The sequence below is a fragment of the Nostoc sp. genome (genome assembly GCF_036916575.1).
Taxonomy (GTDB): domain Bacteria; phylum Cyanobacteriota; class Cyanobacteriia; order Cyanobacteriales; family Nostocaceae; genus Nostoc.
The window spans coordinates 1-26,677 of record NZ_JBALGC010000008.1; the positions used below are offsets into that span (position 1 = coordinate 1).

General features: G+C 41.6%; 23 protein-coding genes and 1 pseudogene. 13 read left to right on the forward strand and 11 right to left on the reverse strand.

Translation table 11 applies throughout. From position 1 onward, the window contains the following. Positions 1 to 317: 317 nt before the first annotated feature. The gene (locus V7L29_RS03265; protein WP_334693694.1) at positions 318 to 2,222 is read right to left on the reverse strand and encodes an adenylate/guanylate cyclase domain-containing protein; all 1,905 of its coding nucleotides are present in this window, start codon (positions 2,220 to 2,222) and stop codon (positions 318 to 320) included. A 1,016-nt stretch (positions 2,223 to 3,238) separates the two neighbouring features. On the opposite strand from V7L29_RS03265, the gene V7L29_RS03270 reads away from it, so the two are divergent. Both V7L29_RS03270 and V7L29_RS03275 read left to right on the forward strand, forming a co-directional pair. Then, complete coding sequence (locus tag V7L29_RS03270; protein ID WP_334734517.1) at positions 3,239 to 4,582, forward strand: P-loop NTPase fold protein; 1,344 nt, start codon at positions 3,239 to 3,241, stop codon at positions 4,580 to 4,582. After that, on the forward strand, positions 4,533 to 6,350 hold the full coding sequence (locus V7L29_RS03275; RefSeq protein ID WP_334734518.1) for a tetratricopeptide repeat protein: 1,818 nt from the start codon (positions 4,533 to 4,535) through the stop codon (positions 6,348 to 6,350). Before V7L29_RS03270 ends, V7L29_RS03275 begins: the two co-directional genes overlap by 50 nt. A gap of 19 nt (positions 6,351 to 6,369) precedes the next feature. Here the strand turns inward: V7L29_RS03275 and V7L29_RS03280 are convergent, their stop codons facing one another. Both V7L29_RS03280 and V7L29_RS03285 read right to left on the reverse strand, forming a co-directional pair. Beyond that, positions 6,370 to 6,588 (reverse strand): type II toxin-antitoxin system HicA family toxin, encoded by a 219-nt coding sequence (locus V7L29_RS03280; protein ID WP_334734519.1) that lies wholly within the window; start codon positions 6,586 to 6,588, stop codon positions 6,370 to 6,372. Further along, a complete protein-coding gene (locus tag V7L29_RS03285; protein ID WP_334693691.1) occupies positions 6,588 to 6,830 on the reverse strand; it encodes a type II toxin-antitoxin system HicB family antitoxin in 243 nt (80 codons plus the stop codon). Before V7L29_RS03285 ends, V7L29_RS03280 begins: the two co-directional genes overlap by 1 nt. 533 nt (positions 6,831 to 7,363) lie before the next feature. Between V7L29_RS03285 and V7L29_RS03290 the strand changes: the two genes are divergently transcribed. Continuing rightward, positions 7,364 to 7,768 (forward strand): GFA family protein, encoded by a 405-nt coding sequence (locus V7L29_RS03290; protein ID WP_334693690.1) that lies wholly within the window; start codon positions 7,364 to 7,366, stop codon positions 7,766 to 7,768. Between the two features lie 227 nt (positions 7,769 to 7,995). Here the strand turns inward: V7L29_RS03290 and V7L29_RS03295 are convergent, their stop codons facing one another. Continuing rightward, positions 7,996 to 8,451, reverse strand: coding sequence for a hypothetical protein (locus V7L29_RS03295; RefSeq protein ID WP_334693695.1), 456 nt, complete (start codon positions 8,449 to 8,451; stop codon positions 7,996 to 7,998). Between the two features lie 194 nt (positions 8,452 to 8,645). On the opposite strand from V7L29_RS03295, the gene V7L29_RS03300 reads away from it, so the two are divergent. The 3 genes from V7L29_RS03300 to V7L29_RS03310 all read left to right on the forward strand — a co-directional run bounded on the left by V7L29_RS03300 (position 8,646) and on the right by V7L29_RS03310 (position 11,060). Beyond that, the gene (locus V7L29_RS03300) at positions 8,646 to 9,005 is read left to right on the forward strand and encodes a VOC family protein (RefSeq protein ID WP_334693689.1); all 360 of its coding nucleotides are present in this window, start codon (positions 8,646 to 8,648) and stop codon (positions 9,003 to 9,005) included. Between the two features lie 100 nt (positions 9,006 to 9,105). Then, positions 9,106 to 10,422: a recombinase family protein gene (locus V7L29_RS03305; protein WP_334693688.1), complete on the forward strand. Its 1,317-nt coding sequence runs from the start codon at positions 9,106 to 9,108 to the stop codon at positions 10,420 to 10,422. 89 nt (positions 10,423 to 10,511) lie between these two features. Then, positions 10,512 to 11,060: a hypothetical protein gene (locus V7L29_RS03310; RefSeq protein WP_334734538.1), complete on the forward strand. Its 549-nt coding sequence runs from the start codon at positions 10,512 to 10,514 to the stop codon at positions 11,058 to 11,060. A 59-nt stretch (positions 11,061 to 11,119) separates the two neighbouring features. Here V7L29_RS03310 and V7L29_RS03315 read toward each other — a convergent pair whose 3' ends face one another. After that, the gene (locus V7L29_RS03315; RefSeq protein WP_334734520.1) at positions 11,120 to 12,304 is read right to left on the reverse strand and encodes a hypothetical protein; all 1,185 of its coding nucleotides are present in this window, start codon (positions 12,302 to 12,304) and stop codon (positions 11,120 to 11,122) included. Positions 12,305 to 12,900: 596 nt separating this feature from the next. Here V7L29_RS03315 and V7L29_RS03320 point away from each other — a divergent pair. After that, on the forward strand, positions 12,901 to 14,520 hold the full coding sequence (locus V7L29_RS03320; protein ID WP_334693685.1) for an ArnT family glycosyltransferase: 1,620 nt from the start codon (positions 12,901 to 12,903) through the stop codon (positions 14,518 to 14,520). Positions 14,521 to 14,903: 383 nt separating this feature from the next. Here V7L29_RS03320 and V7L29_RS03325 read toward each other — a convergent pair whose 3' ends face one another. The 4 genes from V7L29_RS03325 to V7L29_RS03340 all read right to left on the reverse strand — a co-directional run bounded on the left by V7L29_RS03325 (position 14,904) and on the right by V7L29_RS03340 (position 22,326). Next, the gene (locus V7L29_RS03325; protein WP_334693684.1) at positions 14,904 to 18,251 is read right to left on the reverse strand and encodes an efflux RND transporter permease subunit; all 3,348 of its coding nucleotides are present in this window, start codon (positions 18,249 to 18,251) and stop codon (positions 14,904 to 14,906) included. Positions 18,252 to 18,314: 63 nt separating this feature from the next. Next, the gene (locus tag V7L29_RS03330; RefSeq protein ID WP_334734521.1) at positions 18,315 to 18,548 is read right to left on the reverse strand and encodes a hypothetical protein; all 234 of its coding nucleotides are present in this window, start codon (positions 18,546 to 18,548) and stop codon (positions 18,315 to 18,317) included. A gap of 571 nt (positions 18,549 to 19,119) precedes the next feature. Next, a complete protein-coding gene (locus tag V7L29_RS03335) occupies positions 19,120 to 19,941 on the reverse strand; it encodes a polysaccharide lyase (protein WP_334689073.1) in 822 nt (273 codons plus the stop codon). A 738-nt stretch (positions 19,942 to 20,679) separates the two neighbouring features. Beyond that, positions 20,680 to 22,326: a mechanosensitive ion channel family protein gene (locus tag V7L29_RS03340; protein WP_334734522.1), complete on the reverse strand. Its 1,647-nt coding sequence runs from the start codon at positions 22,324 to 22,326 to the stop codon at positions 20,680 to 20,682. Between the two features lie 387 nt (positions 22,327 to 22,713). On the opposite strand from V7L29_RS03340, the gene ahcY reads away from it, so the two are divergent. Further along, positions 22,714 to 23,991: an adenosylhomocysteinase gene (gene ahcY / locus V7L29_RS03345; RefSeq protein ID WP_334734523.1), complete on the forward strand. Its 1,278-nt coding sequence runs from the start codon at positions 22,714 to 22,716 to the stop codon at positions 23,989 to 23,991. Positions 23,992 to 24,132: 141 nt separating this feature from the next. Here ahcY and V7L29_RS03350 read toward each other — a convergent pair. Continuing rightward, positions 24,133 to 24,324 (reverse strand): annotated as a pseudogene (locus V7L29_RS03350) (DUF4277 domain-containing protein); the annotation flags it as partial. Positions 24,325 to 24,690: 366 nt separating this feature from the next. Here V7L29_RS03350 and V7L29_RS03355 point away from each other — a divergent pair. Further along, complete coding sequence (locus V7L29_RS03355) at positions 24,691 to 25,320, forward strand: NAD(P)-dependent oxidoreductase (protein WP_334689077.1); 630 nt, start codon at positions 24,691 to 24,693, stop codon at positions 25,318 to 25,320. Between the two features lie 137 nt (positions 25,321 to 25,457). Then, complete coding sequence (locus tag V7L29_RS03360) at positions 25,458 to 25,598, forward strand: element excision factor XisH family protein (RefSeq protein WP_334689090.1); 141 nt, start codon at positions 25,458 to 25,460, stop codon at positions 25,596 to 25,598. A gap of 53 nt (positions 25,599 to 25,651) precedes the next feature. On the opposite strand, the gene V7L29_RS03365 is transcribed toward V7L29_RS03360, so the two are convergent. Further along, complete coding sequence (locus V7L29_RS03365) at positions 25,652 to 25,879, reverse strand: hypothetical protein (protein WP_334734525.1); 228 nt, start codon at positions 25,877 to 25,879, stop codon at positions 25,652 to 25,654. 95 nt (positions 25,880 to 25,974) lie between these two features. On the opposite strand from V7L29_RS03365, the gene V7L29_RS03370 reads away from it, so the two are divergent. From V7L29_RS03370 to V7L29_RS03380, 3 genes are read left to right on the forward strand one after another with little or no spacing between them, the layout of a single operon-like run. Then, entirely contained in the window at positions 25,975 to 26,199 is a 225-nt protein-coding gene (locus V7L29_RS03370) for a type II toxin-antitoxin system Phd/YefM family antitoxin (protein ID WP_334734539.1), read from the forward strand. Continuing rightward, positions 26,196 to 26,402 carry a type II toxin-antitoxin system VapC family toxin gene (locus tag V7L29_RS03375; protein ID WP_334734526.1) on the forward strand — a complete coding sequence of 69 codons (207 nt, stop codon included), beginning with the start codon at positions 26,196 to 26,198 and terminating at the stop codon, positions 26,400 to 26,402. The genes V7L29_RS03370 and V7L29_RS03375 overlap by 4 nt, the downstream gene beginning before the upstream one ends. Before the next feature lie 9 nt (positions 26,403 to 26,411). Further along, entirely contained in the window at positions 26,412 to 26,582 is a 171-nt protein-coding gene (locus V7L29_RS03380; protein ID WP_334734540.1) for a PIN domain-containing protein, read from the forward strand. Positions 26,583 to 26,677 lie beyond the last annotated feature (95 nt).

Genomic DNA, 26,677 nt, shown 5'->3' on the forward strand with positions numbered 1-26,677 from the left:
GGCCCAAACCTGGAAAGTTCGCCAAATCTAGCTTTCACGTTAAGTTGACACCTATGAGCAATGCTGTGCCCCTACCGCATGGTCTATTTAACTGAAAATTGCTGTAAGCTTTTTTCTCTCCCCCTACTCAAGAACAGCCTGCCTTAACAGATAAATTTCCTTAATCCAAGCGTATTGCTCCATAACGCACCCTACGAAACAACTAAAAGAGTTGAAACCTATGCTGGTCATACTTGTGTGTACACCGTAGCCTAAAAGGAGAGAGGAATGGAAGTGAGGTCAGATCGCTATATGCACCACTCTCCACTCCCGTTTTTTCACTTTTGCCCAATCAACAAATAAGTTGTCATTTTCCCTTTGCCTTGAACTTCGATTTCGCCCCGCTTTTCAAATAAAAATTCATCACACAAACACTTATAAGTATCTTCTGTAATCTGGATTTTACCAACAAGACCTTGAGATTCCATGCAGCTAGCGATATTTACTGTGTCTCCCCAGAGATCATAAGTAAAGTTGTTGAGGTCAATTACTCCCGCCACTACGGAACCGCTATGGATACCGATACGGATATTGAAATTTTGGTTATTCTCAGTATTAAATAGAGCGATCGCAGTTTGCATGTGCAGTGCCATTTGGGCGATCGCTTGAGCGTGATCTGGGCGGCGTGTGGGTAAGCCACCAACTACCATATAAGCATCGTTAATGGTTTTGATTCTCTCTAAACCATTTTGTTCAGTAAGGTAATCGAAAGCTGAGAAAATTTGGTTGAGTAAGTTTACTACTTGAATTGCACTCATAGAAGCAGCAATTTCGGTAAAGCCGACAATATCTGCAAATAAAACTGTGACATCAGCAAAGTCTTCGGCAATGTTAGCTGGTTCTTCTTTCAAGGGTTTAGAGATTGCGGCTGGCAAAATATTCAGCAATAAACGTTCGGTTTCTTCTTGCTGACGGCGCAGCGCTTCTTCTGCTGCTAGTCGCTGAGTGACATTGCGAAAAATGCCGCGAACCGCAACTGGATAACCTTCGACAAATTTACAGTTAACATTACCTTCTAGAAAGATTGTTTGACCATCTTTAGTAACGAATGCGGATTTTATTTGAGCAAACTTTTCTCCTGACAGCAGGCGATAAAACCTTTGTAAACATTGTTGTTTACACTCTGGATGTATTATATCAAAAACAGTCATATTCGCAATTTCAGCTTCGCTATATCCCAAAGTTTCTTGCCATGCACGATTGACATACAAAAAACGACCATAGGCATTGACGGATTGAATCAGGTCATTAGCATTTTCAAATAAATCTCGATATCGTTCTTCACTTTCTACAAGTGCATCTTCTGCTTGTTTGCGTTTGATAAACTGGGCGATTTGACTACCAATAGAACCCGCCAATTGCAATAGGTCTTTATCTTTTGGTTGTACCTCCCGGCTAAAGAAAACCATCACTCCTAAGATTTCACTATCCTCTAAGATGGGGAAGCCAAAAGCTGCGTGCAATCTTGCCTCAGCAGCAGGTTGCGATCGCTTTTTGTCTCCATCTTCTGTGATATCTTGAATCCACAAGGGCAAACGTCTGCTCCAAATTCGACCAGGTAAGCCAATACCCGGTGTATAGGTAGTTTGCCAGGTGATTGCTTTAAACTCTCGGACAGAAATTACTCGACTTGACCAAATTTCCACACACCTTAGTAATGCATTGCTGCTGTGTCTCTGTACCGAAGTGCCAATATATTGACTTGCTGTCCAAAGTTCGCCTAAATCCCATCCCAAGTTTTGACAAATCGACTGCAAAATTTGCGGAATTACCTGCTTTACGCTCTCGGATTCTGATAATCTACGAGTGATAGCATACTGGGTACTTGTACGCTGTTCCCGGCGCTGCCGAGCAGTAATATCCCGACCAATGTAGACAATATCTTCTAGTCCTGCTATTTTTTTCGGAATCACTGAACAAGAAAAAGCAATCAGCCGCTTTTCTCTAGTTTTTGTTCGGCAAACTACCTCAAAATTCTGAAAATTTTTCTGAAAATAAGAATGCTGGTAAATGGCTGGGATTAATCCTTGATCATCATCAATTATCAGTGATATTGGTTGATTAATTAATTCTTTTTCACTAAAACCAAATAATTGTTGAGCAGCACGATTTACTTTTTTGATTTTTCCTAAATTATTGGTTACAAACAAAGCATCTGCCATTGCAGTGATTACTTGTTCCATGTAATTTTTGTATAATACTAAAGCACTTGATAGCACAATAAGCTTAGGTTAAAGCCAAAAACCAAAACCAGCGTAGGTTGGGGAGCCACTGCGTTGCGTATTTTCCAAGAGATGTTCGCTCTTAGCGTTCCCGCTATGATAGCAAGTGGCGTTTGAGGAACAAAACCCAACATTTTTTGTGGTTTGTTGGATTTCATTACCCTGCCTTAAGCCGCCTCCGGCGTCTAGGTTCAACCCAACTACAAATATCCTTAACTCAAGCGTATTGCTTGATAGCAGGCTTCCGACGCTCGCGGACTCGCGTCTCGTAGAGAAGCTATGCCGTTGGCGTTCGCGAACAGCGTGTCGCAGACAAGCCTCTCGTTCGCGTTAGCGTCTCTGAAAGAGAAGAGAAGGCTTTACGCTGCGCTATCGGAGCAGAACTTTATAACAGAGGAGCGTCACTTTGCAAGACGAGCAACCATTGAAAAGCCCTAAAGAGCTTATTCCATAATACTTTTGAATGAGTGACTTCCGCCTTGCGGTACTAGTAGGCCACGGCGGAAATAGAGCAACCATTTAAAATCCCTAAAGAGCTTATTCCATAATACTTTTGAATGAGTGACTTTTGAACGCCAGTTGCTACCCTGCGGGAACGCTAAGAGCGAACAAGTCGGGGAACCCGCCCAACGCACTGGCTCCTTTTGACTTCCGCCCTGCGGTACTAGCCTATCGGAAACATCCTCAATCAAGACAATTAATTTATTTTCATGCTGTTAGTTGATGATGTATATCTATATATAAATGGATTTTAGCCTTTCATCAGTTTTACATACTTGAAAGTTCATTTTTCAAGATAGCGCGATCGCAGCCATCCGGTAAAAATTTTTTAGGTTATATTGTTATCTAGTTTATTTATGTATAATATACTACAATGTAATACTAAGAAGTAAACTTTGATCAGATGTAAAATCGCACTGCGATCGCCTAAAATTTAAGATTGAGAAAGTCATATCTATAAAGTTAGTCAAAACCCAATGAATCACCAGCGTGCTAATACTCTCAAAGCTGCATTTCAAGTTTGTAATGTTGAACCGCTAGAGGGTGCAGACATGGAGCGGTACTATGTTGATTTATTAGCAGTCCGTAAAACTTCAGCAATTGACAGCGTTAGTACGATTTTAGACTTTCAAGAACCCGCAGATTTCAGCACAATTTTGTTTACCGGACATCGCGGCTGTGGCAAAAGTACAGAGTTAAAACGTATTCAGAACCAATGGGAAAAAGAATACCACGTAATTTATTTAGAAGTGAACGAAGAAACAGATATTAATGATGCTAATTATACAGATTTATATTTAATCGTCATCAAACAAGTAGAATTTGAGTTGCGGAAATTAGGTTTAAAATTTGATCCTCAACTTCTGGAAAACTTTGAATCTTGGTTTAAGGATATTACTAAAGAAACCGAAGAAACTGTAGAAAAGTCTGTCAGTATTCAGGGAGAAGCGACTCTGAAACCAGAAGCTCCATTTATCGCTAAATTGATGGTTAAATTACTGGCACAAATTAAAGGTTCTGATAAACAAAAAACTACTATTCGCCAAACTTTAGAAAAAGACCTATCACGTCTGAAGGCAGATATTAACCTTTTATTAGGAGATGCCTACGTTAAACTCCGAAAAAAATTACCTCAATGTAAAGGTTTATTGATTATTTTTGACAATATGGATCGCGTACCACCACCGATCGCAGAACATTTATTTTTTGATTATGCGGCTCAGTTACAAGAATTATACTGCACGATAATTTATACAGTTCCAATTTCTGTGCTTTGTTCGCCTAAAAACCCACTCAATCAGTTTGATGGTAATCCTCATATTGTCCCAATGGTGAATATTTATAAATTTGAACGCGATCGCTGCCATTTAAACTACAATCAAACCGGACTAGAAGCAGTCGCCAGTGTGATTGAAAAGCGGGTAGATATTGATGCTGTATTTGCATCTCGCCAGGAATTGCTAGATTTAGCCAAAGCCAGTGGAGGACATGTCCGCCAATTAATGCAGATGATGCGGACTGCTTGCCAAACTGCTAGTACTCGCAAACACCCCAAAATTATTGCCGAAGATATTATCTATGCTGTGAAACAACAGCAATTTAGTTTTGAAAGGTTTATTTCTGAAGAACATTATGCGTTTTTAGCCCAAGTGTGTATCACTAAGAATGTCAGCAAAGATGATATCGGTCAGTTAATGCTGTTTAACACTTCAGTTTTGGAATACAACGGCGATAAACGGTGGAATTATCCCAATCCAGTGGTGAAGCAAAATGAATTCTTCCAGAAAGCCCTCGCATCCGCACTTGCAGCGCAACCTTAGCTCAGAAATCGGGCCGTTTATCGCCCTTAATCAAGAGGTATTTGCTCAATTACTCACCTTTGCAGACTTTGCTGAAAAGTTTACCATTGGTTTTATAGAAATTAATTTTCCCCCAGATGCAGAAATATTAGTTGAGGCGCTAAAGACAAATCCTGAGTGTCGGGATATTCAGTTTGTTACTTTGAATTTACCTGATGCCAATTTGCGATTTATCAGAGATGAAATTGTCAAGATATTACCGACTCTTGAGATAGAATCTCACAAAAAATTAGTCTTGATTGTACAAGGTTTAGAAAAATCTATTGGCGTTTATGGAGACTATCCGCCAGTTTTACAAGACCTCAATTTTGTCCGAGATGCTTATAAAAGAACTGTTCCTTATCCGATTCTGTTTATTCTGCCAGATTATGCCCTAACTCGGTTAGCCAAATTTGCTCCTGATTTTTGGGCTTGGCAATCGGGGATGTTTCGGTTTCAAACACCTCAAATTACTAAAGATAATGCGATTAATGAGGCTCAAACTACTGAGAGAATTATAAACAGATTAGAACCACCAGAAAAGCAAGAGCGGATCGATTTATTACACCGCCTGCTAATGGAATATAAACCTACTGGACATCATCCAATAGGAGAAAACCTCTGCAACTGTAGTAATATTTTGCATCAGCTAGGAGTCGCGTATATAAGTAAGATAGAACCTATCAAAGCTAGAGAATATTTAGAAGAAGCCGAAAAAATAGCTAGTGAGTTTCCAGATTCCACATTCCATGCTGAAGTCCTCAACACATTAGGAGATTCTTATTCTCAGGAAAGGCAATTTGATACAGCGATCACTTATTATCAAAAATCTTTAAGTATTTCACAGCAACTTCAGAATCCTCGCGGCGAAATTGCTGCTTTGTTTAACCTGGGGAATGCTTACCGAGAATTGAGACAATTTACACAGGCGACAACTTTCTTTCAACAGCGTCTAGAAATTGAGCAACAAATAGGCGATCGCTATTCTTCTGCTAGCATCTACCACGAGTTGGGAAGAGTTGCCCAAAATTTGCGGGAATTTGAGGAGGCGCGGCGCAATTACCAACAAGCTTTGGCTATCAAAATCGAATTTGGCGATCACTATTCTTCAGCTAGCACCTACCACCAATTGGGAATAATTGCCCAATATTTGCGTGAATTTGAGGAAGCGCGGTGCAATTACCAACAAGCTTTGGCTATCAAAATCGAATTTGGCGATCGCTATTCTTCTGCTAGCACCTATCACCAGTTGGGAAGAGTTGCCCAAGATTTACGGGAATTTGAGGAGGCGCGGCGCAATTACCAACAAGCTTTAGCAATCTACATCGAATTTGGCGCTCGCTATTCTTCTGCTAGCACCTATCACCAGTTGGGATATGTTGCCCAAGATTTGCGGGAATTTGAGGAGGCGCGGCGCAATTACCAACAAGCTTTGGCTATCAAAATCGAATTTGGTGATCGCTATTCTTCTGCCAGTACCTACCACGAGTTGGGAAGAGTTGCCCAAAAATTGCGGGAATTTGAGGAGGCGCGGCGCAGTTACCAACAAGCTTTAGCTATCAAAATCGAATTTGGCGATCGCTATTCCCAAGCTAGCACGTACCACGGTTTAGGACTGGTTGCAGAAGCAGAAGAAAATTACGCAGAGGCGAGGGTTAATTTGCAGACAGCGTTGGAGATATATGTTGAATATAAGGAAGAATATTGGGGGGCGATCGCACGTGAGGCATTAGAGAGATTACCAGAGTGATGGCAAGGCGATCGCTTGTTTAAAGCGCTTCCCATTCATCTCTACTAACTTGAGCTTGTTTTAAAATTTTTACCAGTAAGCTTTTGCTGATATCTCCTTCGTGGGGGTTAGGAATAATTAATCTCAGTTCATCTTTAACCATAAATTGATGTTTTGTACCTGAGTAAGGGCCCTCAAAAGCAAGCTTTTTCAGGTAATAAATTAAATCCCTGCGATTAATCGGCCCAAAGTTTGGCATTAAGCCGCATCCTTTTTCAAAGCAAGAGAGATTCCGTCTAATTCCGGTAAATTATGCCTTAACTGTAGTCCTAAAACAATCCACTCTTCTAAAGATTGTTTTAACTCTTCTCTGCAAGCTTCCAGTGTAGACGCATTCGCATATAACCCTTGCAATTCAGGTACTTCTGCATAAAAAGTACCATCTTCTAAAATTTCATAGTTTGCTCTGTGCAAAGCTGCTTGAATATACTCTGTCAGCATTTGGAGATTTTGTACAAAACTGGCTAGATTACTAAATTGTAAGCTAAAAATCAAAGTTTAGATTAGCGATCGCTATTCCCAACACTCACCTACCACAGTTTAGCAACGCTTGCAGAAGCAGAAGAAAACATACGCAAAGGCAAGGGTTCATTTGTAGACAGCGTTGGAAATATACGTTGAGTATAAAGATGAATATCGGGGGGCGATGTCTACGACGGGCTGCGCCTACGCACGGGAGGCGTTAGAGGGATTACCAGAGTGATTGAGTGATGGCATTTAACAGTGGCGCGACCAGATCATACTCATTAGGCAAGTGTAGCAAGTCAATACAATCGCATTGTTAGTCAATACAATCGCATTGTCAGTCGATACAATGGCATTTTCAGTCGATACAATGGCATTGTTAGTTGATACAATCAAATTGCAAGAGGTTAGACCCAGCTTGATGATAAGAATTTGTTTCAACGCCATTTAATTTGTCACTGTACAAAAGCCTGCACGTTTTTCGGACGACAATCTCTTGGGAAATTGTGATGCTCAAAACCTTTATAGGAAGCTGCCATTGTGGCGCAGTTCGATTTGAAGCCGACATTGACCTGAGCTTGGGTACAAACAAATGTAACTGCTCGATCTGCACGAAAACGCGGAATTGGAACGCAATCATCAAGCCCAACGCATTCCGATTGCTATCCGGCGAGGGCGATTTGAGCGATTACCAGTTCAATTCAAAGGTTGGACATCATCTCTTTTGCAAGCACTGCGGCGTGCGATCGTTTGCTCGTGGGCACGTTGAAGAAATTGGCGGTGACTACGTTTCAGTCCAATTGGCTGCCCTTGACAACGCCGAACCAACGGAACTCATTGAAGCGCCCATTCGATTTGCTGATGGCCGTAACAACAACTGGGATGCGCCTCCAACCGAGACAAGGCACTTATAGGAGCGTAGACGCCGCTTATCACGGTAATCCAATACAGACCTAACCCCCAACCCCTTCCCTACCTCTCCCTAACCCTCTCCTACGAGGACAGGGAAGCGGAAAAACTTTTATTGCTGGAAGGGGAGTAAGATTCAAAGCCTCTCTCCTTTTAGGAGAGAGGTTTGGAGAGAGGTCAGAGTATACGCTATACACAAAGCATCCAGGGCAATGATTTGCAAGGTAGCACATCAGTTTCCTGGTGCTAGAGTTGCAGAATTGCCAACAGATGGTTCGGTGTATTCGCAAAAAATATTCAAGCCGATTTTGAGGATATATAAAACAATAACAGTTGCGATCGCTGGATCAATTGGCAAACCGTGTGCCGTCGCTACACCAACAAGGGAGATAATCAACCCTGTCAGCAAGGGCGAACTCCCTGGATTCTTCGTGTAATCTTTAATTTGACCGCGAAAACCTTCATCGCCACAGAGTTCCTCACGCAATACCTTTAGTGTTACTTGCCAAAGTGATTTACCTTGCTGCATCAACGGTTGTCCATTTTTCTCATTCCACAAATCCTCAAAAGCAGTTTCAACTTTGCCATTGTGTTTTTCCAAGTGATTCAAAGCGTGTTGTGCAGGGTCATAATCTTGTAAAATCTCTCGTGCAACACTCATTTCCGTATGACTTAATTGAGCATCCATCATTTATCCTCATTTTTTAGTTTGTCATTTCTCATTGAGCATAGGCATCAAGCATTGGGCATCGGGCATTGGGACGAAATAAGGTAGAGACTTTTTCAATAATTCCTCGTTGTCCCCTTGTCCCCCACTCCCCACTTTCCGCAAGAGTTCAAATTACGTCAAAATTTAAATAAACGCGATCACACTTACCAACAATGCAAATTACCCAAAATCTCCATACAGCAATTCTTGTCACTGACTTAGAACGCTCCGAACACTTTTATGGCAAAGTATTGGGATTATCTAAAATAGATCGTTCCCTGAAATACGCTGGTGCATGGTATCAAGTCGGCGACTATCAAATTCACCTGATAGTCGCAACCACTGTCCCCACCGAAAACCCCAACGAAAAATGGGGACGTAATCCCCACGTCGCTTTCTCAGTAACTGACTTAGACGCTGCCAAACAGCAATTCCTTAATCATAATTATCCCATTCAAGCCAGTGCTTCCGGTCGCGCTGCCCTGTTCACTAAAGACCCTGATGGAAATATTATTGAGTTGAGTCAGCAGTGAGGGGGAGTGGGGGACAAAAAGACAAGGGGGAATTATTGAAAAAGTCTCTACCTTGTTTTGTCCCAATGACCAATGACCAATGACTAATGACTAATGACTAATGAAAATCATTGCCTACTCTTATACTAATCCGCTATTAGAATCTTCTCCCGATCAAGCCGATTGGGGATGGGAGGTGGATCGGGTTTATGAAGATTTGGGTAAGCCAGAGTCCTTTGGACACGCTACGCGAACGCAATTACAACAATTATTTACCGATTGCCAAACTGAAGCAGCAGATTATCTCCTGATTCGTCGGTTGGAAGAATTAGGGGATACTGTAGAGGAAATTAGCGATCGCTTGCATGAACTCGAAGCAATGGGAGTAGCGATAATTGCTACTGAACAGCCCTACACTTCCGAGAATTACCCTCTGGGCGCTGACTTGCTGAATTTGCTACACGCAATCCAACGTCAACAACGTAGTCGTCGCATCCGTGAAGGACATGCCCGTAATCGTCTCGATGTTGCACCGCCACCGGGCAAAGTTCCCTACGGATATCGCAGAGGTAAGGGAAAATATACTATTGATCGCAGTACTTCACCAGTAGTCAAAGATTTTTTTGAACACTTTTTACTCTATGGTTCCCTGCGGGGTTCAGTTCGTTACTTGGCGAAAAAATACGGCAAAAAAATCTCTGTCACCACAGGAAGACGCTGGCTAACTAATCCAGTTTATCGCGGCAATACAGCTTACCAAAATGGTGAAATTATCTCCAATACCCATATTCCGATAATTTCTAAGTCAGAAGCAGCCCAAGTTGACCGACTTTTACGCCGTAACAGCCGTTTACCATCCCGAACTGCTAGTGCTAGGCGTTCTTTAGCTGGGTTGGTTGTCTGTGCTGAGTGTCAGTCACACATGACAGTTACTCGTGTCACCCAACGCAATCAAGATAAGGAGTATCTTTATTTACGTTCTACTAGCTGTCCTCAAAGCCCCAAGTGTAAGGCTATTCCCTACCAAGAGGTTTTAGAACATACAATTGAAACGGTTTGCCGTGACTTACCCTTAGCTGTAGCGGGGATGAATTTTCCCCAATTGGATGGAGTCAAGAATAGTTTAGGGCAAGCGATCGCTCGTCAGCAAGAAATACTTGCTCAGTTACCCGCTTTAATTGAAACTGGAATTTTAGATGTTGAAACAGCAAAGTTAAGGGCTTACAAACTCCGCACAGAAATTTCTGTACTTGAAGCAAAGTTGGCAACTCTTCCCCCAGTTAACTTGCGTTCTGTCGCTCAAGCTGTTTCCATACCACAATTTTGGTTAGATTTGTCGGAAACAGAGCGACGATTTTACTTTCGAGAATTCATCAGGCAAATTGAGATTACTCTTCAGAATAAAGAATTAAAACTAGAAGTTATTTTTATTTTTTAAGCGTTTTTTGTCAGTACCGACTAATAATTCCACAATAAAGAGGTTTACATATGGACAAAGACCAACTCAAGCAAGTTTTGACGGAGCGGATGGCGATCGGTCCTGGTCAGCCGTGGTTTGAGTCTAGGGTAGACCCCATCGACCAATTCGTGCCTCCTGACTTCACACTCAGCCAGATTTTCTTCACACAACAAACTGCTTCTGCGCTCGTGTGCGCGCTGGATGTATATGCGAATCCCTGTTGCCTTTGTACGCCTCGGCTTGCAGCCGAATGGTATCGACGAGGGCGCCGGGTGACGCTTCTAGACATCGACCCGAAGTTTGCCGAATTTGCGGAGTTCCTCCTTTATGATTTGCGGGAGCCGCAGCCGATTAACCGGGAATTTGATGTGATTGTCGTTGATCCCCCGTTCTTCATCCCTGAGCCAGTACATCAGGCGATCAATGTTCTGACTGGCGATCGCCGACCGGATCTATTCTTGGTGTTTGCCGTCGAACACGAAGCCCAACTGCTGAGGCTTTTTGCCGAGTATCGACTCCAACCGACAGATTTCAATCTGCGGCATAGTAATGTAAAAGCCAGTCACCAGCCGTTGTTTCGGTTGTACGGTAGTCAGCCCAATTTGGTCTGTAGGTGAGAACAGCAATGTTCTTTACCACAGATGTGGTTCAAATAAATGAAAACTGCTGTAAAACTCTATTTCTGAGAAGGTTGATCCTTAGTATATGCAACAGGTTTTGGTCCTGCATTCCGCACATTGATAAGTTTATTAAGGATATCAAACCAAAAAGGCGCACCCATAGCAATAGCTAAACCACTCAGTATCCAACCGCAAATTAATTTAAAACCCTGCCAAATGATTAATAAAACGTTTCCCCTATTCGAGTCTTTAGTATCTAGCTCAAACTGTTGATTGATATTTTGCCATCCAATGGGTATAGAAGCATCTCCTAAAACTTTCTCAATTTCCCTTCTGGTATCTCGATTTGTGATAAAATCTTCTTTTTGATTTGCCCTTTGAGTAATGGCAGAGCGGATAACCGAATCCTGCGACAGTCTTTTAGCGAGGTGAAATGTATCAGTATTGGTTAATACTGCAACTAATATTCCAATTAAAATTGCAACTCCTTTGGCATTGCGCTTATAAACACCACTGGCTCGATCCATAGAGCGGTCAAACCATGTTTCAACTTCATTTTTAAACTGATTCACTTCTTCTGTGAGGTCATCAATTTTTATCCGACTACGTTGACCAATAATCCCAAGACTCGTAATTAAATTATTAGGTACATAATCAGGTAAATCATTATTAACAAAGTCTATAAACTTTTGATCAATATCTCCATAAACTTGTTTAATTTTTTTGTAACTTTCACTATTGGGATCATTAATTCCTGTTTTCAGTTCCTTATAAGATGCTAAAATCATGTACAAGTTAGTTTTAAATTCCTCACTAGGATGTTTCACATAAGTAATTAACTGGGGAATTTTTAAAGCATTTAATAAGCTACTTGCAAATGTTTCCGAAGGAAGATAGGAAGGGGCGCTTTGTTTGTTTCCTAATGCTTTTTTGGTTTTTTTGCCACTATTTTTAGCATTCTCCCGTAACAGATATTCTACTTTTCCCTTGGCTTGTTGATTTAAAGTATTAATTAAAGGATCTTGATAAAGCTCCTGCACTAACTCTTGTGCCTTCTCAAACTCTGATTCTTCAGTTTCGCTACCACCTGCCAAAAGTAATTCAATTGAATGTTTTAAATGTTTAGCTCTCCATTGTAAAAATGTGGTAATCAGTTCCTGAATTTCGGAAGCTATTAAGCTCAAAATCAAGTAAATAAAAACTAAGCCAATAGTAATATCCACAACTACAGGTAAATTCATTGAAAGGCTCCCATAATTTACTAGCTATTTCTTATTGTCATCAAGTGCTTTAATAGAAGTCTATAACACATATATTCCAATTAAATAGTTTCTTCATTAAATTTAAAATACTAAAATTTACTCATTTAAATAATTTTATTTAATAGTTGGTTCCAATTATTTATTATTAAAATACTATTAGATAATAAATAATTATGTTAATTAGGATAAGTTATTATTAAAAAATATTAGTATTCAGCATGTCATGGAAACTATGTAGCAATTATTTCTGATAATTATAAATTAAGTCAAAGTAAAAATAAGGAGATTAAATTTTAACTAAGCGTCACATTAAAAAAAAATACAAGTTAATTTACAGACTATTGTACAGATAAAAAATATTTTTTATTTGTATTATTTTTATCATTGAACAGCTTAAATGTTCTTTAACTAACTAAGATAAATTTTTCAAAAAATAGCGCTAATTAGAGAAAGTTGAGTTAATCTTGGAAACTAGCAATTGTTAAGAATATACGTTGCTACTGGGTGGCAACATTGGAGATTCGCTAGATATCTCTATGTAATCAAACCAGCAAGTAAAATGATTACCAGAGAATATGCAAGAAGGAAGCTTTATTTGGAGTCATCTAGAAAAACAGCATCGCACGGGTGGCAAATGGATTGATTGGGTATGGCTAATAGTATTGCTGTTGGCAGCAGTGTTACTGTTTAGCATCAATCTGGGAGGATTGCCGCTGCGAGATTGGGATGAAGGGACTGTGGCACAGGTTGCTCGTGAAATTTGGCACGCACCAGCAGGTTCAATGCGTTGGCTTTACCCAACGCTAGGAGGCGAACCATACTATAACAAGCCGCCTTTGATGCATTTACTAATTGCTTGGGCTTATTCTCTAGGAGGCGAAAATGAGTTAACAACGCGCCTACCTGGAGCAATTTTAACAGCGACATCTGTACCTTTACTGTATTGCATTGCTAGAGAGATATTTCGCCAACGTTGGGCTGCTATTTATAGCGCTTTGATTTATCTAACAATGCTACCTGTGGTGCGTCATGGGCGGTTGGCAATGTTGGATGGGGCGATGGTAAGTTTTTTGATGGTGATGATGTTGTGCGTGTTGCGATCGCGCCGAGATTTACGTTATTGCTTGGGTGTTGGTATTAGTTTCGGGTTAATTTGCCTGACTCAAGGACTGCTAGGCGTATTACTAGGTGCGATCGCGATCGTATTTCTGTTTTGGGATACGCCACGACTGCTCACCTGTTACTATCTGTGGATAGCAATCTTCATTGGCATTCTGCCTGTAGCTGGTTGGTATGGTGCCCAACTAATTCACTATGGTTACACTTTCGCTCAAATTGGCCTTGCAAACCCATCACTAGACCGAATTGGCCCTATTGTAGAAGGGGATTCTGAACCACCTTGGTACTATGTTATCGAACTTCTTAAGTACACATGGCCGTGGTTATTATTCTTACCGCAAACTGTCCGCTTAACCTGGGAAAATCGTAACCTTAGCTGGGCAAAACTAGTAATGGCGTGGAGTGGCGTTTATCTGCTGGTAATTTCTTTCATGATTACCAAAGTTCCCTGGTATCTATTCCCGATTTACCCAAGTTTAGCCTTAGCTTTTGGTATCCAGTTATCAGAGACGGAAAATTCGCCTTTACTCTCATCCTATCCCCGTGCTTGGGTCGCTGGTTTGGCGATACTTGCTGTAGTCGCTTCTGCTGGTAGCATTTATTTTAGTTGGGGTACGATACCGAAAACAGACTTACAACTGATTTTTGCCGCAATAGCTTTAACTATGACCTTGGCAGCTATTTTGGCAGAACGAGGCGACGGGCAATTTCTGAAGATTTTGTTTTGGGGAAGTTATATTTCGCTGCTGCTGTTAATGAAATCTAACTACTGGGTTTGGGAATTATCTGAAGCCTATCCAGTTAAACCAGTCGCCGCCATGATCGTGCGGGCAAATCCAGCTACGAGGAAGATTTATACATCTTTTCCTTTTCATCGTCCGTCGTTGGATTATTATAGCGATCGCACCATCATTCCCGCTTCTGTTGGCGAACTGGAATATTATTGGCACTACAACGGACAACCCTATTTCCTGCTTCATGCATCTGCTTTCAACAATCTCCAACTAGAGTCGATAAAGCTAATTGACCAAGCTGAAGGCTGGAAGTTAGTTACAAAAGATATAAATCGATTGTAAGTATCGGGCATGGGGCAGAAGAGGCAGAAGAGAAAGACTTACTACAATTTCTCCCCCGCTCCTCATCTTCCTCATCTCTCCCTGCCTCCCTGCAACGCCAGCTCAAGAACAGCCTGCCTAAACAGATAAATTTCCTTAACCCAAGCGTATTGGGTTGGTCATTAGACTTGTCGCTTAATAAAGTCCGATCGCCACCGGGAAGGGCGGGTACGCCATCGCACTTGCAGAATGTGGGTTAAGAGTGCCGTTTAGCCCCTAAAGTTATTTCGTTAAGAGTCTTTGACTAGGAATGCTTAATAAAAGGGCTGCCGCCTCTTAACTTGATAGGAGGCGGCAGCCCTTTGACTTGCGGCAGAGCCGAAATAAAAACTTAACGGCAAAAATTAGCTTATCCCATCCTGTTGAGACCTAAGTTGTGTCTCTGGCTGACTTGAGTCAGCAGGTAAAGCCCGATGTTCAGATGCCGAAGCTCCATTAGGAGAATCTGGAGGCTTTGAACCTCCTGATCGCTTCCGAGAAAATATAGCCTCAGCCAAAGTCTTGACTAAAATGTACAGAATTGGTACTAAGAACAAACTCAAGAACGTCGAAAGCATCAGCCCCCCAAAGAGCGCTGTTCCTAAAGACCAACGGCTGCTGGCTCCAGCCCCTTGAGAGATCACCAAGGGCAAAAATCCTAACAGGGCTGCAAAGGAAGTCATTAAGATCGGTCGCAGACGTTCTTGTCCCGCTTTCACCGCCGCCCGCGTGTAGCTCATGCCCTGCTCATGCAGGTGATTGGCAAATTCCACAACCAAAATCGCGTTCTTGGCGGCTAAACCAATTAAAGTCACCAGACCTACCTGGCAATAGATATCATCCACTACTTTGGGGAAAAGGCTACTTGCCATGAAAATATTGGAACGTAGCCAAATCGCCGTCATCGCTCCCAAGACTGCTAAGGGAACTGTCAGCAAAATAATCAGCGGGTCAATGTAGCTTTCATACTGAGCTGACAGCACCAGAAAGACAATAATGAAGGCGAAGGCAAAAATCAAGCCCGTAGATCCCCCAGATGTCTTTTCCTGGAGATAAGTCCCTGTCCACTCATAACCAAACCCTTCAGGTAAGACCTCTGCTGCTAGTTGCTCCATCGCTTTAATCGCCTGTCCAGAACTAGCACCGGGAGCCGGAGCGCCTTGGACTTTGATTGACCTGTACAAGTTGTAATGGGCGATGGTTTTTGGCCCTACAAAGGGAGTAACTTTCACCAGATTGCTCAATGGAATCATCGCCCCACTTGCAGAGCGAACATACAGCTTGCCAATATCATCTGGATTAGAGCGGAAAACCCCATCTGCTTGAACATACACTCGATACTGTCGCTGTCCCTGCACAAAGTCATTCACATATTGCGACCCCAAGTAACTTTGCAACGCTCCAAAGATGTCGTTGAGTTCAACGCCGAGAGCTTTGGCTTGGTTGCGGTTCACTTGGATGTCAAACTGAGGAGTGTCTGCGGTGAACTGAGTGAAGACTCCTTGAAGAGCAGGGTTTTTATTGGCCGCCTCAATGAACTTTTGAGCAGTGTCAACCAAGGTTTGAATCGGCGCACTTCCGGTTTTGTCTTGAATGATAAACTCAAAACCACCTGTAGTACTTAACCCTCTAACTGGAGGAGCATTCACAGCGATCGCTCTAGCATCTGTAATTGCAGAGAGCTTTTTGTTTATCCTCTGAAGTATTCCATAGACAGACTCAGATTCTTTAGGTCTATCTTTCCAGGATTTCAGGTTAGCAAAGGCAATGCCTAAATTAGAAGCATTGCCATCAAAACCAAAGCCACTGATCATAAAACTAGCTTGAACTTCAGGAAGCGATGTTACTTCTTTAACAACCCGATCCATCACAGATTCGGTGTATTTCAAAGAAACCCCATCAGGCCCTTGGACAACTACAAAGAAGTAACCCTGATCTTCCTCTGGAATAAACCCAGTAGGCACTGCTTTGTACATCAAAGCCGTTGCTAATAAACCAGTGATGAAAACCCCAATTACAATCGGCTTGATATGGGTAAGGTAGCTAACAAACCCGACATAGCGGCGCGTAAACCAGCTAAATCCCCGATTAAACTGCGTAAAAAACCACCCCAAAGGGCCCTGTGGAGTCTGAGCAGGGCGCATGAGAATGGCTGCCATACTTGGAGAGAAAGTTAAAGCATTGAAGGTCGAAATGGCAATAGAGCAAGCAACGGTTAACCCAAATTGTTTGTAAACAATCCCAGTTGTGCCCGGAATGAATGTAACTGGAATGAATACCGCCATAAGTACAAGTGAAGTGGCAATGATTGCCCCAGTTAACTCTTTCATGGCTTCCATCGCAGCCTCCAAGGGCCTCAAGCCCTGCTCCAGTTTGACTGCAACTGCCTCCACGACAATAATGGCATCATCGACAACAAGACCGATGGCCAGGACAAAACCAAACAAGGTCAGTGTATTAATCTGAAATCCTAAAACCAACAGAGCTGCGCACGTCCCAACCAGGGAAACAGGGATCGCCACAGTGGGAATGATTGTGGTACGCCAGTCTTGTAAAAAGACAAAAATTACCAAGACCACCAGGATAATCGCTTCAACCAGAGTATGTATAACTTCTTCTAAAGAAATTTCTACAAATGGAGTGGTATCAAATGCCACCTGTCCTTTTAGTCCAGGTGGAAAACTCTTCTTTAGTATTTCGATCTGGTTTTCAACTGCATGGGCAACGTCCAGAGCATTACTACCAGGAAGTTGATATATCCCCAAACCCACTGCTGGCTTGGGAGCATTTCCTGGGATGGTGAATTTGGCATCAGCGAAATAGCTTTCTGCTCCTAGTTCAACTCGACCGATATCTCTGAGCTTAACTAGGGTGCTATTGCGGGTGCTATTACTGATACTATTAGTGGTGCTGGTACTATTAGTAGTGCTATTAGTGCCACCTTGACTTACCTTCAGCACCATATCCTCAAATTCAGCCGCATCTTTAAATCGACTGGTTGCCCGTAAAGCAAATTCAAAGCTTTGATTATCTGGTGCTGGTTCCTTACCAATTGCCCCTGCACCTACCTGAATATTTTGTTCTTGCAGGGCAGTTGTCACATCTTGAGGAGTTAGTTGATGTTGGGCAAGCTTGTTAGGATCAAGCCAAAGACGCATGGCATATTTGCGCTCTCCAAAAATCGTCGCTTTTCCTACACCAGGAAGCCGTTTGATCTGATCAAGAATATACAGATCGACATAGTTGCTGATAAAAATGTTGTCATACTCATTATTCTCTGAGTAAAACCCATAAACGAGAAGGAGACTGCTTGATGCCGTTTCAACGGTGACACCTGTTCGTTGAACAGTATCTGGCAATTGAGGGTCAGCAAGTCCTTCTTTATTTTGAACGTTTACTTGAGCAATATCGCTATTGACATCAGTTGGGAAAGAGACAGTTATATTGCTGGAACCATCATTACCCGTATTAGAAGATATATAAGATACATCTTTAACACCATTAATTTGTCGCTCAATAATGTTTGTGACAGTACTTTCTGTTGTTTGAGCATCCGCACCAATATTGTTGGAGCTAACCGTGATTTGCACCGGGGCGAGGTCTGGTAGCTGAGAAATTGGCAGGATCGGAATACAGATGCTTCCCAGCAGCAAAATGATGAACGTACAGACCGTCGTCAGGACTGGACGTCTAATGAAGGTATTGACAAACATAAATCAGTAAAAAGTTCAAGACAGGTTAGTCAGGTAGTAGCTTTTTATTAATATAAGAATTTATTAAGGTTTAGTGTAGGCGATCACGCAAATTGGAGATTGGGGAACACGTAACGCTCTCTGAAGATAAGGGGCAATGGGGACTTTTACAGCAGTTTTCATTGAAAGCGACGGGAAACTCAATCGAATCGCGGGTGTCTCGGGATAGTCGCCCCGTCGCTTCGGGTGACAGGCTTCGGGAATAGAGCATTGATAACTTCTTCCCCATGCCCCATACTTCTCTACCTTGGGCTGCACCCTAAGCGTAGCTATGCCGCAGGCTTTACGGCAACGTTACTTCGGCTGCGGCTCCATCAAGCGAAGCCGAGATGCTCAGTACAAGTGCCGGATTCCCCATTGATCCCTTAGCTATCCAGATGCATTCAAAATTACAGAGTCCAAATTTCACGTATCTGGCAATAGTCGCCTGAGTCTTTGTTGCCAATTGAGTTGTAACTGAGGTAATAAATCTTTAAATACTTGCCCTAAAAAAGTAAGTTCATGAATAGCAAATTTGAAAGCAACTATTCCAGCCCAATAAGCGAATTTTATTACGGAAGCTTATATACAAATAAATTATCAAATAACACACTACTTGTAGAACTACTAAATCCTACACTATTGAATAATCTCTTACACTATTAGTGAAGTTAACTTGTACATTTATCTTTAAATTGAAATTAGTAGGAATAGTTTTTTTATCAATAGCAAGGTTAGCAGTCAGTAATCCGTTTAATGTACAGGCGAGACAAGATTATAATGTTCTAAACGTCGAGTCCACGTCCCTCCTGTTATTACCTCAAACGGATTTATTGTTGAAGTGAATATATTATTTAGGGAGGGGATTCGTCAAGGTACTTATCTGGGCATAACTTGAGTTATTTGAACCAATTCGAACATCATCAATATAAAGTTCTCGAGTATTTAGCGTTGAAGCTTCAGGTTTGATTTTCCAATCATATTTATAAATTCCAAATTTGAAATAAGGATAGCGATCATCATTATAGCGATTAGGACCTATTTTTTTAATCTTCTGAACACCATCCTGCCATAACTCAATTAATCCGTTACTATCAAGTGCCCATCGAACATGAACAACAATATTTGTCCAACTATTAAGCTTGATACTTCCTAAATCATAATTTAATTCACCATCAAACTTATCATCACCAATTTTTTTAAACTGCCATCGATTTGTCAGGTTAAGTCTGTTATTTAAAACCCATAAAGAAAGCGATGGCTTTTGCCCAGGCTCCCCTTGATCATGAATATCATGCCACTGGGCGACAATTTCAGCAGACCGATCAGGTGTGTAAGTTTCTGGAAACAAATAATTAATATTAAACCACATCTCTTGAACAAAAGGAAAAGCTGTTCTTACTTCGGCTCTCTTACTGGTTTCTACAATAGGATCGCTTCTTCTCAACTCAAATCGTGCTCCATAACGCCCATGTCGAGCAATCATCGGTACTCTAGTGAATGAATAAGAACAACAAGATTCAAGCCGCAACAGGCTACCTAAGCCTTGTTCAAAATCACCATCAAACAACGGTAGTTGCTGGGCAAATGCTAAATTTTGAGCGATTAAAAAAGAGAGGGTGATGAGAAACATCAGGAGGTAGTGAAAATAGCGTGAGCGTAAAATACTCATATATTACATTCCAAGGATTGTACGGTTATGTTTATGATTATGTTACCATCATCGGTTAACATGAAAATTTTCTTAAGGAGATTTTACAACATTTCGGACAGTTTTAGCTGCACTACTACGGAATTTTTCTAGTTAGGAGTTATAGCCAGAATCAGAGTTTTAAGGGAGCATATAAATCGGAAGTTTAAGCTGTTTAAAATTTTGTCTTTTACTTATATAAATCGCCTTTAACAGATCGGGAGTGAGGTTTAATCTGATTGCTGCTCTCTACAATACGAGCTTTATCTCCCCCAAACCCAATCTTGCTGACCAAAGAGGTAGGGGCAGGGGGAAAGATATTTAAATTACCCTGCCACAAGAGTTTAAAGCACTATTATTTATTTCTGCTCAAAGTAAAAATATTTATTTCGAGACGCAAAGCGCGTTTGCCCTACAGCCCTTCTCAAGACAGGAGACGCTACGCGTAGCTTGCTTCCCCATAAGGGTAGAGGTATCCTACTGCGGGCAAACGCAACAGAGAAATAATGCGCGGAGCCGGAGCCGCTACGCCTCCGGTTCTTGTTTCAGAGCAAATACATTTATGTATGGGGTTTTCTCCCCTGCCCCCTGCAAGAACTGCCCCTTTTCCTGTTCAGTGACCAACTTTTGCAAGAGGTCTAATGTTAATCTCGAAAGGTGGATCACGACTTGCCGTAACCCACGTACATTTATAAGTGGCAGATTAACAAATTAAAATTATTAATTAGCTTTGCCATTCCCGTGAAAATTTAACAACTGATCATCATTGACCCAAATTGCTTGTTGAGGCACAGAAATAGAAATTTCAGCTTCGTCTAGGGCAACTTTCAGGCGGCGGCGAAACTCCCGTGCTACATCCCATTGTTTGAGAGGTTGTGTTTTAATCCATACACGAATAATCAAACCGCGATCGCCAAATTGATCTATTCCCAAAACTTGCGGCGGTTCCAAAATTTGAGACTGCCATTGCATTTCTTGATTCATCTGGGAACCAACAGTTTCAATCAACTTCAAAGCCTCTTCTGTATCGGCTTGGTAGGCGATCGGGATTGTTAAATCGGCTCGTGACCAACGACTAGAAAGATTGGCAACAACTTTAATTTCACTATTGGGAATCGTGATCAAGCGCCCTTCCGAATCCCGCAGTTGGGTTATCCGCAGATTCAGATTTTCTACTAAGCCTCCCACGTCTCCCACAGAAATTACATCCCCTAAAGCGTACTGGTCTTCTATAATGATCAAGAAACCGTTAATTGCATCTTTAATTAAGTTTTGCGAAGCTAAAGACACCGCAACACCAACTAAACTGGCACCCGCTAGCAAGGGAACAATATCTATCCCTAATGACACCAGCGCTAGCAAGAAGCCTACTCCTATGCAGATAATAGTAGCGATGCTTTTAGTTACGCCAGAAAATGTGGAAACTCGCAGTTGCAGCCGTTCAGAACTTTCTGGGGTTAGGAAAGCACCACTGCTGATTAGAGTGGATGCAAAGCGGTCAATCAGAGCATAGCTGAGACGAATAGCTACATAAGTTATCAGTAGCACAACACCTAATCGTAAAGGGAATTGGGCAGCGGTGAGAATCGTTACTTGAAATGCTCGCGTGTAGGGAAATAAACCCAAGATAAAGAAACTTCCACCTCCCCAAATTCCGGCTTGAATTAGCTCAAACAATCGTTTCTTAGCTTCTTGGACATGGTGCTGTTGCCGTTGATTTAATTGTGTTGTAATTGGTTGAGTTGCTGGTGTTAAAGGGTTGAACAGTTCCCTTTGGGGTTGGGAGGCAATGGAGTGTACTGAATCCTTTCTGGAACGCCTCTGCCAGCTATATACCCCGCAACTCATGATAATCATTGCCAGTCCAGTAGCCGCAGCAATTTTACCTTGGTCAATTAAAAATTGAGTTTGTCTTTCTTGTTTTGCTTGTTGCAAGTCTTCTTTTAATGAGTCGGCGATTTGATCTGCCGATGTTGACATATCTACCTGTCGCAGTCGGGCATCCTCAAAAGTGATGGTCATCAGGTATTGGTCGTTGACATAAACCACTGGTAATTCGTTTACTTTCCGCACTTTTACCTCGACTGCTGTTTTTGGTGGTGACTGAAAGTAATTTTGGCTAATTTTCTGCAACTTCTTTTGGATGTCTTGTGAACGCTCAGGAAAGTTGGTTTTTGATGCCGCTATCTGAAATAACGGACGACCATCTAAATAAATCCAGCCTGAAACAATTTTGTTATCTGAATCATTACTCACACTGCTGGGAGCTTGCAGCTGCGGTAAAAAAGGAATCTGGGCTGTGGCTTTTGGCACAGATACAACGGCTATAGCCATTGAACTAGCGATCGCCAAAAATTGAAAGCGCACTCAAACACCTCCTTAAGTAAAATCTACTATTGACTACTTCTATAGCCATCCTCCGCAATTACTTTCTGTAAATGTACCTATCTAAAGTTGAGGTTTTCCCTTTAGATGATTAAATTTTGATGTGTTTTGCTATTATCTATCTTTAGACAGATGACAATATATTTATAATAATTATGTAGACAGAGAGAGTCTTACTCTTACCAAAGATAAAACAAAAAGGAAGAAGCTGGGGGTGAAGTTGACATTCCGCTGATCAAACGTCAAGCTAGTTTTGAAGACTATTGACTAGTAGTTTGCTAATTACAAGCAAAAATTGCCAGTAGTAGAATAACCTAGTAGAGTGCGTAAACTTTACGTAGCTTTTTTAATTTTTTGAGGTAACTTTTGATGACCGCAACTTCTCCCCGATTAAAGCACGAGGTTAAAGACCTCGGCCTAGCTGCCTTGGGAAGACAGCGCATAGAATGGGCTGGACGCGAGATGCCAGTATTGCGGCAAATCCGCGATCGCTTTGCCCAAGAAAAGCCCTTTGCAGGACTAAAGCTTGTGGCTTGTGCCCACATTACAACCGAAACAGCACATTTGGCGATCGCTCTGAAAGCCGGTGGTGCAGACGCGCTTTTAATTGCTAGCAATCCTTTATCAACGCAAGATGACGTAGCAGCTAGCCTCGTCGCCGATCATGAAATTCCCGTCTTTGCTCAAAAAGGCGAAGATAACGCAACTTATAGCCGCCACGTCCAAATCGCTCTTGATCACCGCCCCAACATCATCATTGATGACGGTAGCGATGTGGTTGCGACATTGGTCCAAGAGCGCCAACACCAAATTGCTGATTTGATTGGCACTACTGAAGAAACGACAACAGGAATTGTCCGCCTCCGGGCTATGTTCAAAGATGGCGTTCTCACCTTCCCCGCAGTAAATGTCAACGATGCTGATACCAAGCACTTCTTTGATAACCGCTATGGTACTGGGCAATCGACCCTAGATGGCATTATCCGCGCCACAAATATGCTGCTGGCTGGTAAAAACATTGTCGTAGTTGGTTACGGCTGGTGTGGTAAAGGTACAGCCCTCCGCGCCCGTGGTCTGGGTGGTAACGTGATTGTTACCGAAATTGACCCGATCAAGGCAATTGAAGCCGTGATGGATGGTTTCCGCGTCTTACCAATGGCAGAAGCTGCTAAAGTTGGCGACTTGTTTGTCACAGTTACTGGTAACAAGCACGTAATTCGCGCCGAGCATTTCGATGTGATGAAAGACGGTGCGATCGTTTGTAACTCCGGTCACTTTGATATTGAACTTGACTTGAAATACTTAGCTTCTCAAGCTAAGGAAATCAAGGAAGTGCGTCCCTTCACTGAAGAGTACAAACTGCAAAGTGGTAAATCAGTTGTCGTTCTCGGACAAGGACGTTTGATTAACCTGGCTGCTGCGGAAGGACACCCCAGCGCGGTTATGGATATGAGCTTTGCCAACCAAGCTTTAGCTGTTGAATACCTAGTGAAGAATAAAGGTAAGTTAGAACCTGGCTTGCACTCAATTCCCGTTGATGTGGATAAAGAAATCGCTCGACTCAAGTTGGAGGCGATTGGAATTAAGATTGATAGCCTAACACCAGATCAAATTGAGTACATCAATTCTTGGACTACTGGAACTTGATGATTGATTAATTGATTTTTTTGGGGATAGGCTTTTGGGCTTATCCCTTTTTTTGTGTTTCGTGCATACTGCAAACCCGCAGGTTAAATGCAATACGAGATACAACCAACATTCTGTACTTCATTTTGTAGTAGTTATACATAGCGGCTTAGAGATAAATCTTAATCCATTCAAAATCATGACTTTAACAACATGACCAGGGTTAATTTTTTCTCCTTTTTCTTCACCTATTAAATTATTAATTATTTCTACCAATCCAATTGCATTTACTATTTTTGCTACTATGCCTAAATGGTCTATGTTCTGAATATCAATTTCTTGTTTACTCAACATTTCAACATGATTCTGCACAAATTCTGCTTCAATTCTCTCATCTCTATTTCTTAAATAAATTAATTTTCATTGCCCTTTTTACATTTTCTTATTTTGGCTTGAATCCAATTTCACCACAAAAGTCCTTCTAACGCTCTTCTATAACTTTCACGAGATAAAAATCAGAAACCTTTGACAAATATTTTATTTTTTCAGAGTAATAAAAGAGCGCTAATGAACAGTTGCTGGACTCAATGCTATTTCTGATCATTAAGCCTCTGCTTGCTGTTCTTTGTTTAGTTCCTCTGTACTATATTTTGGCTGTGTGACAGTTGAGGGTGCGGAATGTGGGATAAATGTTGTGAGTCTTGTAAGTGAGAAACAGAGATGAGAATCTTAGTCATTGGGGCAACGGGACCGACGGGACAGCAGATTGTCGAGCAAGGTTTAGCCCAAGGACACGAAGTAACTGCGTTAGTTCGTAATCCCGACAAGTTTGAAATGCAGCACAACTCCCTTCAAATTGTGAAGGGGGATATCCTTGACCCCGCCTCGCTAGATGCGGTGCAGCAGCAAGATGCAGTCATTAGCTCATTAGGCACTAAAAAAATCAGTCTTGAATCCGTGACACTGTTTTCGGAAGGCACAAAAAAGTTGCTTCAGGCAATGAAGCGTCACAGCGTCAAGCGATTAATTTGTATCACCGGACTTGGAGCAGGCGATAGTAAAGGTCACGGCGGCTTGCTCTATGACAAGCTGATTCTACCGCTGATATTGAAGCGAATCTACGACGACAAAGATCGTCAGGAAGCCGAGATTCGTCAGAGCAATCTGGATTGGGTGATCGTTCGTCCAGGAATATTAACCAATGACCCTGCAAAAGGGAATTACCGAGTTCTGACTGACTTAACGGGGGTTACGGCAGGAAAAATTTCGCGGGCGGATGTGGCGGCTTTTGTCCTACAGCAACTCACCAGCGATCGCTATCTGAACCAAACACCCCTCATTTGTTATTAAGGGAGCCAAAAAATATGGCAAACCCAACAGTGCTGATTGCTGGCATCAGCGGCGAATTATGCACCAAGATCGCCAACACGATTCTGAACAAAGGCGAAATGCAAATATGAGGACTTGTACGTTCTGATAGTAACAAGCTGGATAACTTAAAGGCGAAAGCCGTTGAGTTTGTCGAGGGTGGCTCCGCCTTGAGAAGAAAACAACCCGATCGCCTTTTATATCTAGCAGTTCCTTCTGAAGTGTACCGGGAATTTTTTCTGATCCAGTTTCTTCAATAAGTTATTGCTGAACATAAATTAAAGTTACTTGTATTTGAACCAAGCTGGCATTTTCACATAGTCCATAAACCATTTTTGACTAACTCTGGTAAATATTTGAAGTATTGCGTCAGACTATGACTTTTACCAACATAATACGTAGCATCTTCATTTCTGATTTTTGGGTGATACTCTTTAATTGGTTTACGTCCACAAGCATTATTCCCAGCTTCAGCTAGTTTAAATTTCTTTTTTAACTCTAGGCCAGCTGATATCAGACAGTATACTGAATTTGCAGTCACTTAATTAAGCCTAAATTTTATAATTATGATAGCGTTCCCATCAACTTGATATACTAAAAATATTCCTACATACACATCTCATATTAACCGTAACAATTGATGAAATCCAGCAAAATCTAACTACCTATCTTCACCAAGTAGCAGCAGGAGAAAGTATTATTATCACGCAAGCAGGTAAACCTATTGCAGAAATTAAACCAGTTTCAGCCACTTTTCAACAAATCAGACCTTATGGCTTATGTGCTGGAGAGTTCATTGTTCCAGATGATTTTGATAGTCCCTTACCTGAAGAGATTTTGAATAGTTTTGAGGGTAGATGAAACTATTATTAGATACTCATATTTTCTTATGGTTTATTAATGGTGGTCAAAAATTACCAATTCATTTACAAAATAGCATTCGTGATTTAAATAACGATGTATATTTAAGTTGCGTTTCAGTTTGGGAAGCAACTGTTAAATATCAATTAGGTAAATTACCATTACCAGAATCATCTGAAATCTACCTTCCCAAACAGCGTTAGCAGCATCTAATCAGTAGTCTTAACCTAGATGAAGAAAGTGTTGCTCAACTCTTGAATTTACCATTATTACATCGTGCTCCTTTTGATAGAATGTTAATTTGTCAAGCTTTACAACATAATTTAACAATTGTAACTGTAGATGCGGTAATTCGTTCCTACTCGGTCAGTGTTTTATATTAGGGTAATAATTGCTCAAAATCTGGAATAGAATAGCCTTTCCATTTTAAAAGTGCATAAGCATAGGCTTTTTTCAACATTAAATAATCAGCACTCAC

Excerpts from the sequence above, each read along its gene's own strand:
- V7L29_RS03320 (WP_334693685.1), top strand. The coding sequence starts at position 12,901 with ATGCAAGAAGGAAGCTTTATTTGGAGTCATCTAGAAAAACAGCATCGC.
- V7L29_RS03305 (WP_334693688.1), top strand. The coding sequence starts at position 9,106 with ATGAAAATCATTGCCTACTCTTATACTAATCCGCTATTAGAATCTTCT.
- V7L29_RS03375 (WP_334734526.1), top strand. The coding sequence starts at position 26,196 with ATGAAACTATTATTAGATACTCATATTTTCTTATGGTTTATTAATGGT.
- ahcY (WP_334734523.1), top strand. The coding sequence starts at position 22,714 with ATGACCGCAACTTCTCCCCGATTAAAGCACGAGGTTAAAGACCTCGGC.
- V7L29_RS03290 (WP_334693690.1), top strand. The coding sequence starts at position 7,364 with ATGCTCAAAACCTTTATAGGAAGCTGCCATTGTGGCGCAGTTCGATTT.
- V7L29_RS03275 (WP_334734518.1), top strand. The coding sequence starts at position 4,533 with ATGAATTCTTCCAGAAAGCCCTCGCATCCGCACTTGCAGCGCAACCTT.
- V7L29_RS03325 (WP_334693684.1), bottom strand. The coding sequence starts at position 18,251 with ATGTTTGTCAATACCTTCATTAGACGTCCAGTCCTGACGACGGTCTGT.
- V7L29_RS03285 (WP_334693691.1), bottom strand. The coding sequence starts at position 6,830 with ATGCTGACAGAGTATATTCAAGCAGCTTTGCACAGAGCAAACTATGAA.
- V7L29_RS03355 (WP_334689077.1), top strand. The coding sequence starts at position 24,691 with ATGAGAATCTTAGTCATTGGGGCAACGGGACCGACGGGACAGCAGATT.
- V7L29_RS03315 (WP_334734520.1), bottom strand. The coding sequence starts at position 12,304 with ATGAATTTACCTGTAGTTGTGGATATTACTATTGGCTTAGTTTTTATT.
- V7L29_RS03280 (WP_334734519.1), bottom strand. The coding sequence starts at position 6,588 with ATGCCAAACTTTGGGCCGATTAATCGCAGGGATTTAATTTATTACCTG.
- V7L29_RS03335 (WP_334689073.1), bottom strand. The coding sequence starts at position 19,941 with ATGAGTATTTTACGCTCACGCTATTTTCACTACCTCCTGATGTTTCTC.
- V7L29_RS03310 (WP_334734538.1), top strand. The coding sequence starts at position 10,512 with ATGGCGATCGGTCCTGGTCAGCCGTGGTTTGAGTCTAGGGTAGACCCC.
- V7L29_RS03265 (WP_334693694.1), bottom strand. The coding sequence starts at position 2,222 with ATGGAACAAGTAATCACTGCAATGGCAGATGCTTTGTTTGTAACCAAT.
- V7L29_RS03270 (WP_334734517.1), top strand. The coding sequence starts at position 3,239 with ATGAATCACCAGCGTGCTAATACTCTCAAAGCTGCATTTCAAGTTTGT.
- V7L29_RS03300 (WP_334693689.1), top strand. The coding sequence starts at position 8,646 with ATGCAAATTACCCAAAATCTCCATACAGCAATTCTTGTCACTGACTTA.
- V7L29_RS03295 (WP_334693695.1), bottom strand. The coding sequence starts at position 8,451 with ATGGATGCTCAATTAAGTCATACGGAAATGAGTGTTGCACGAGAGATT.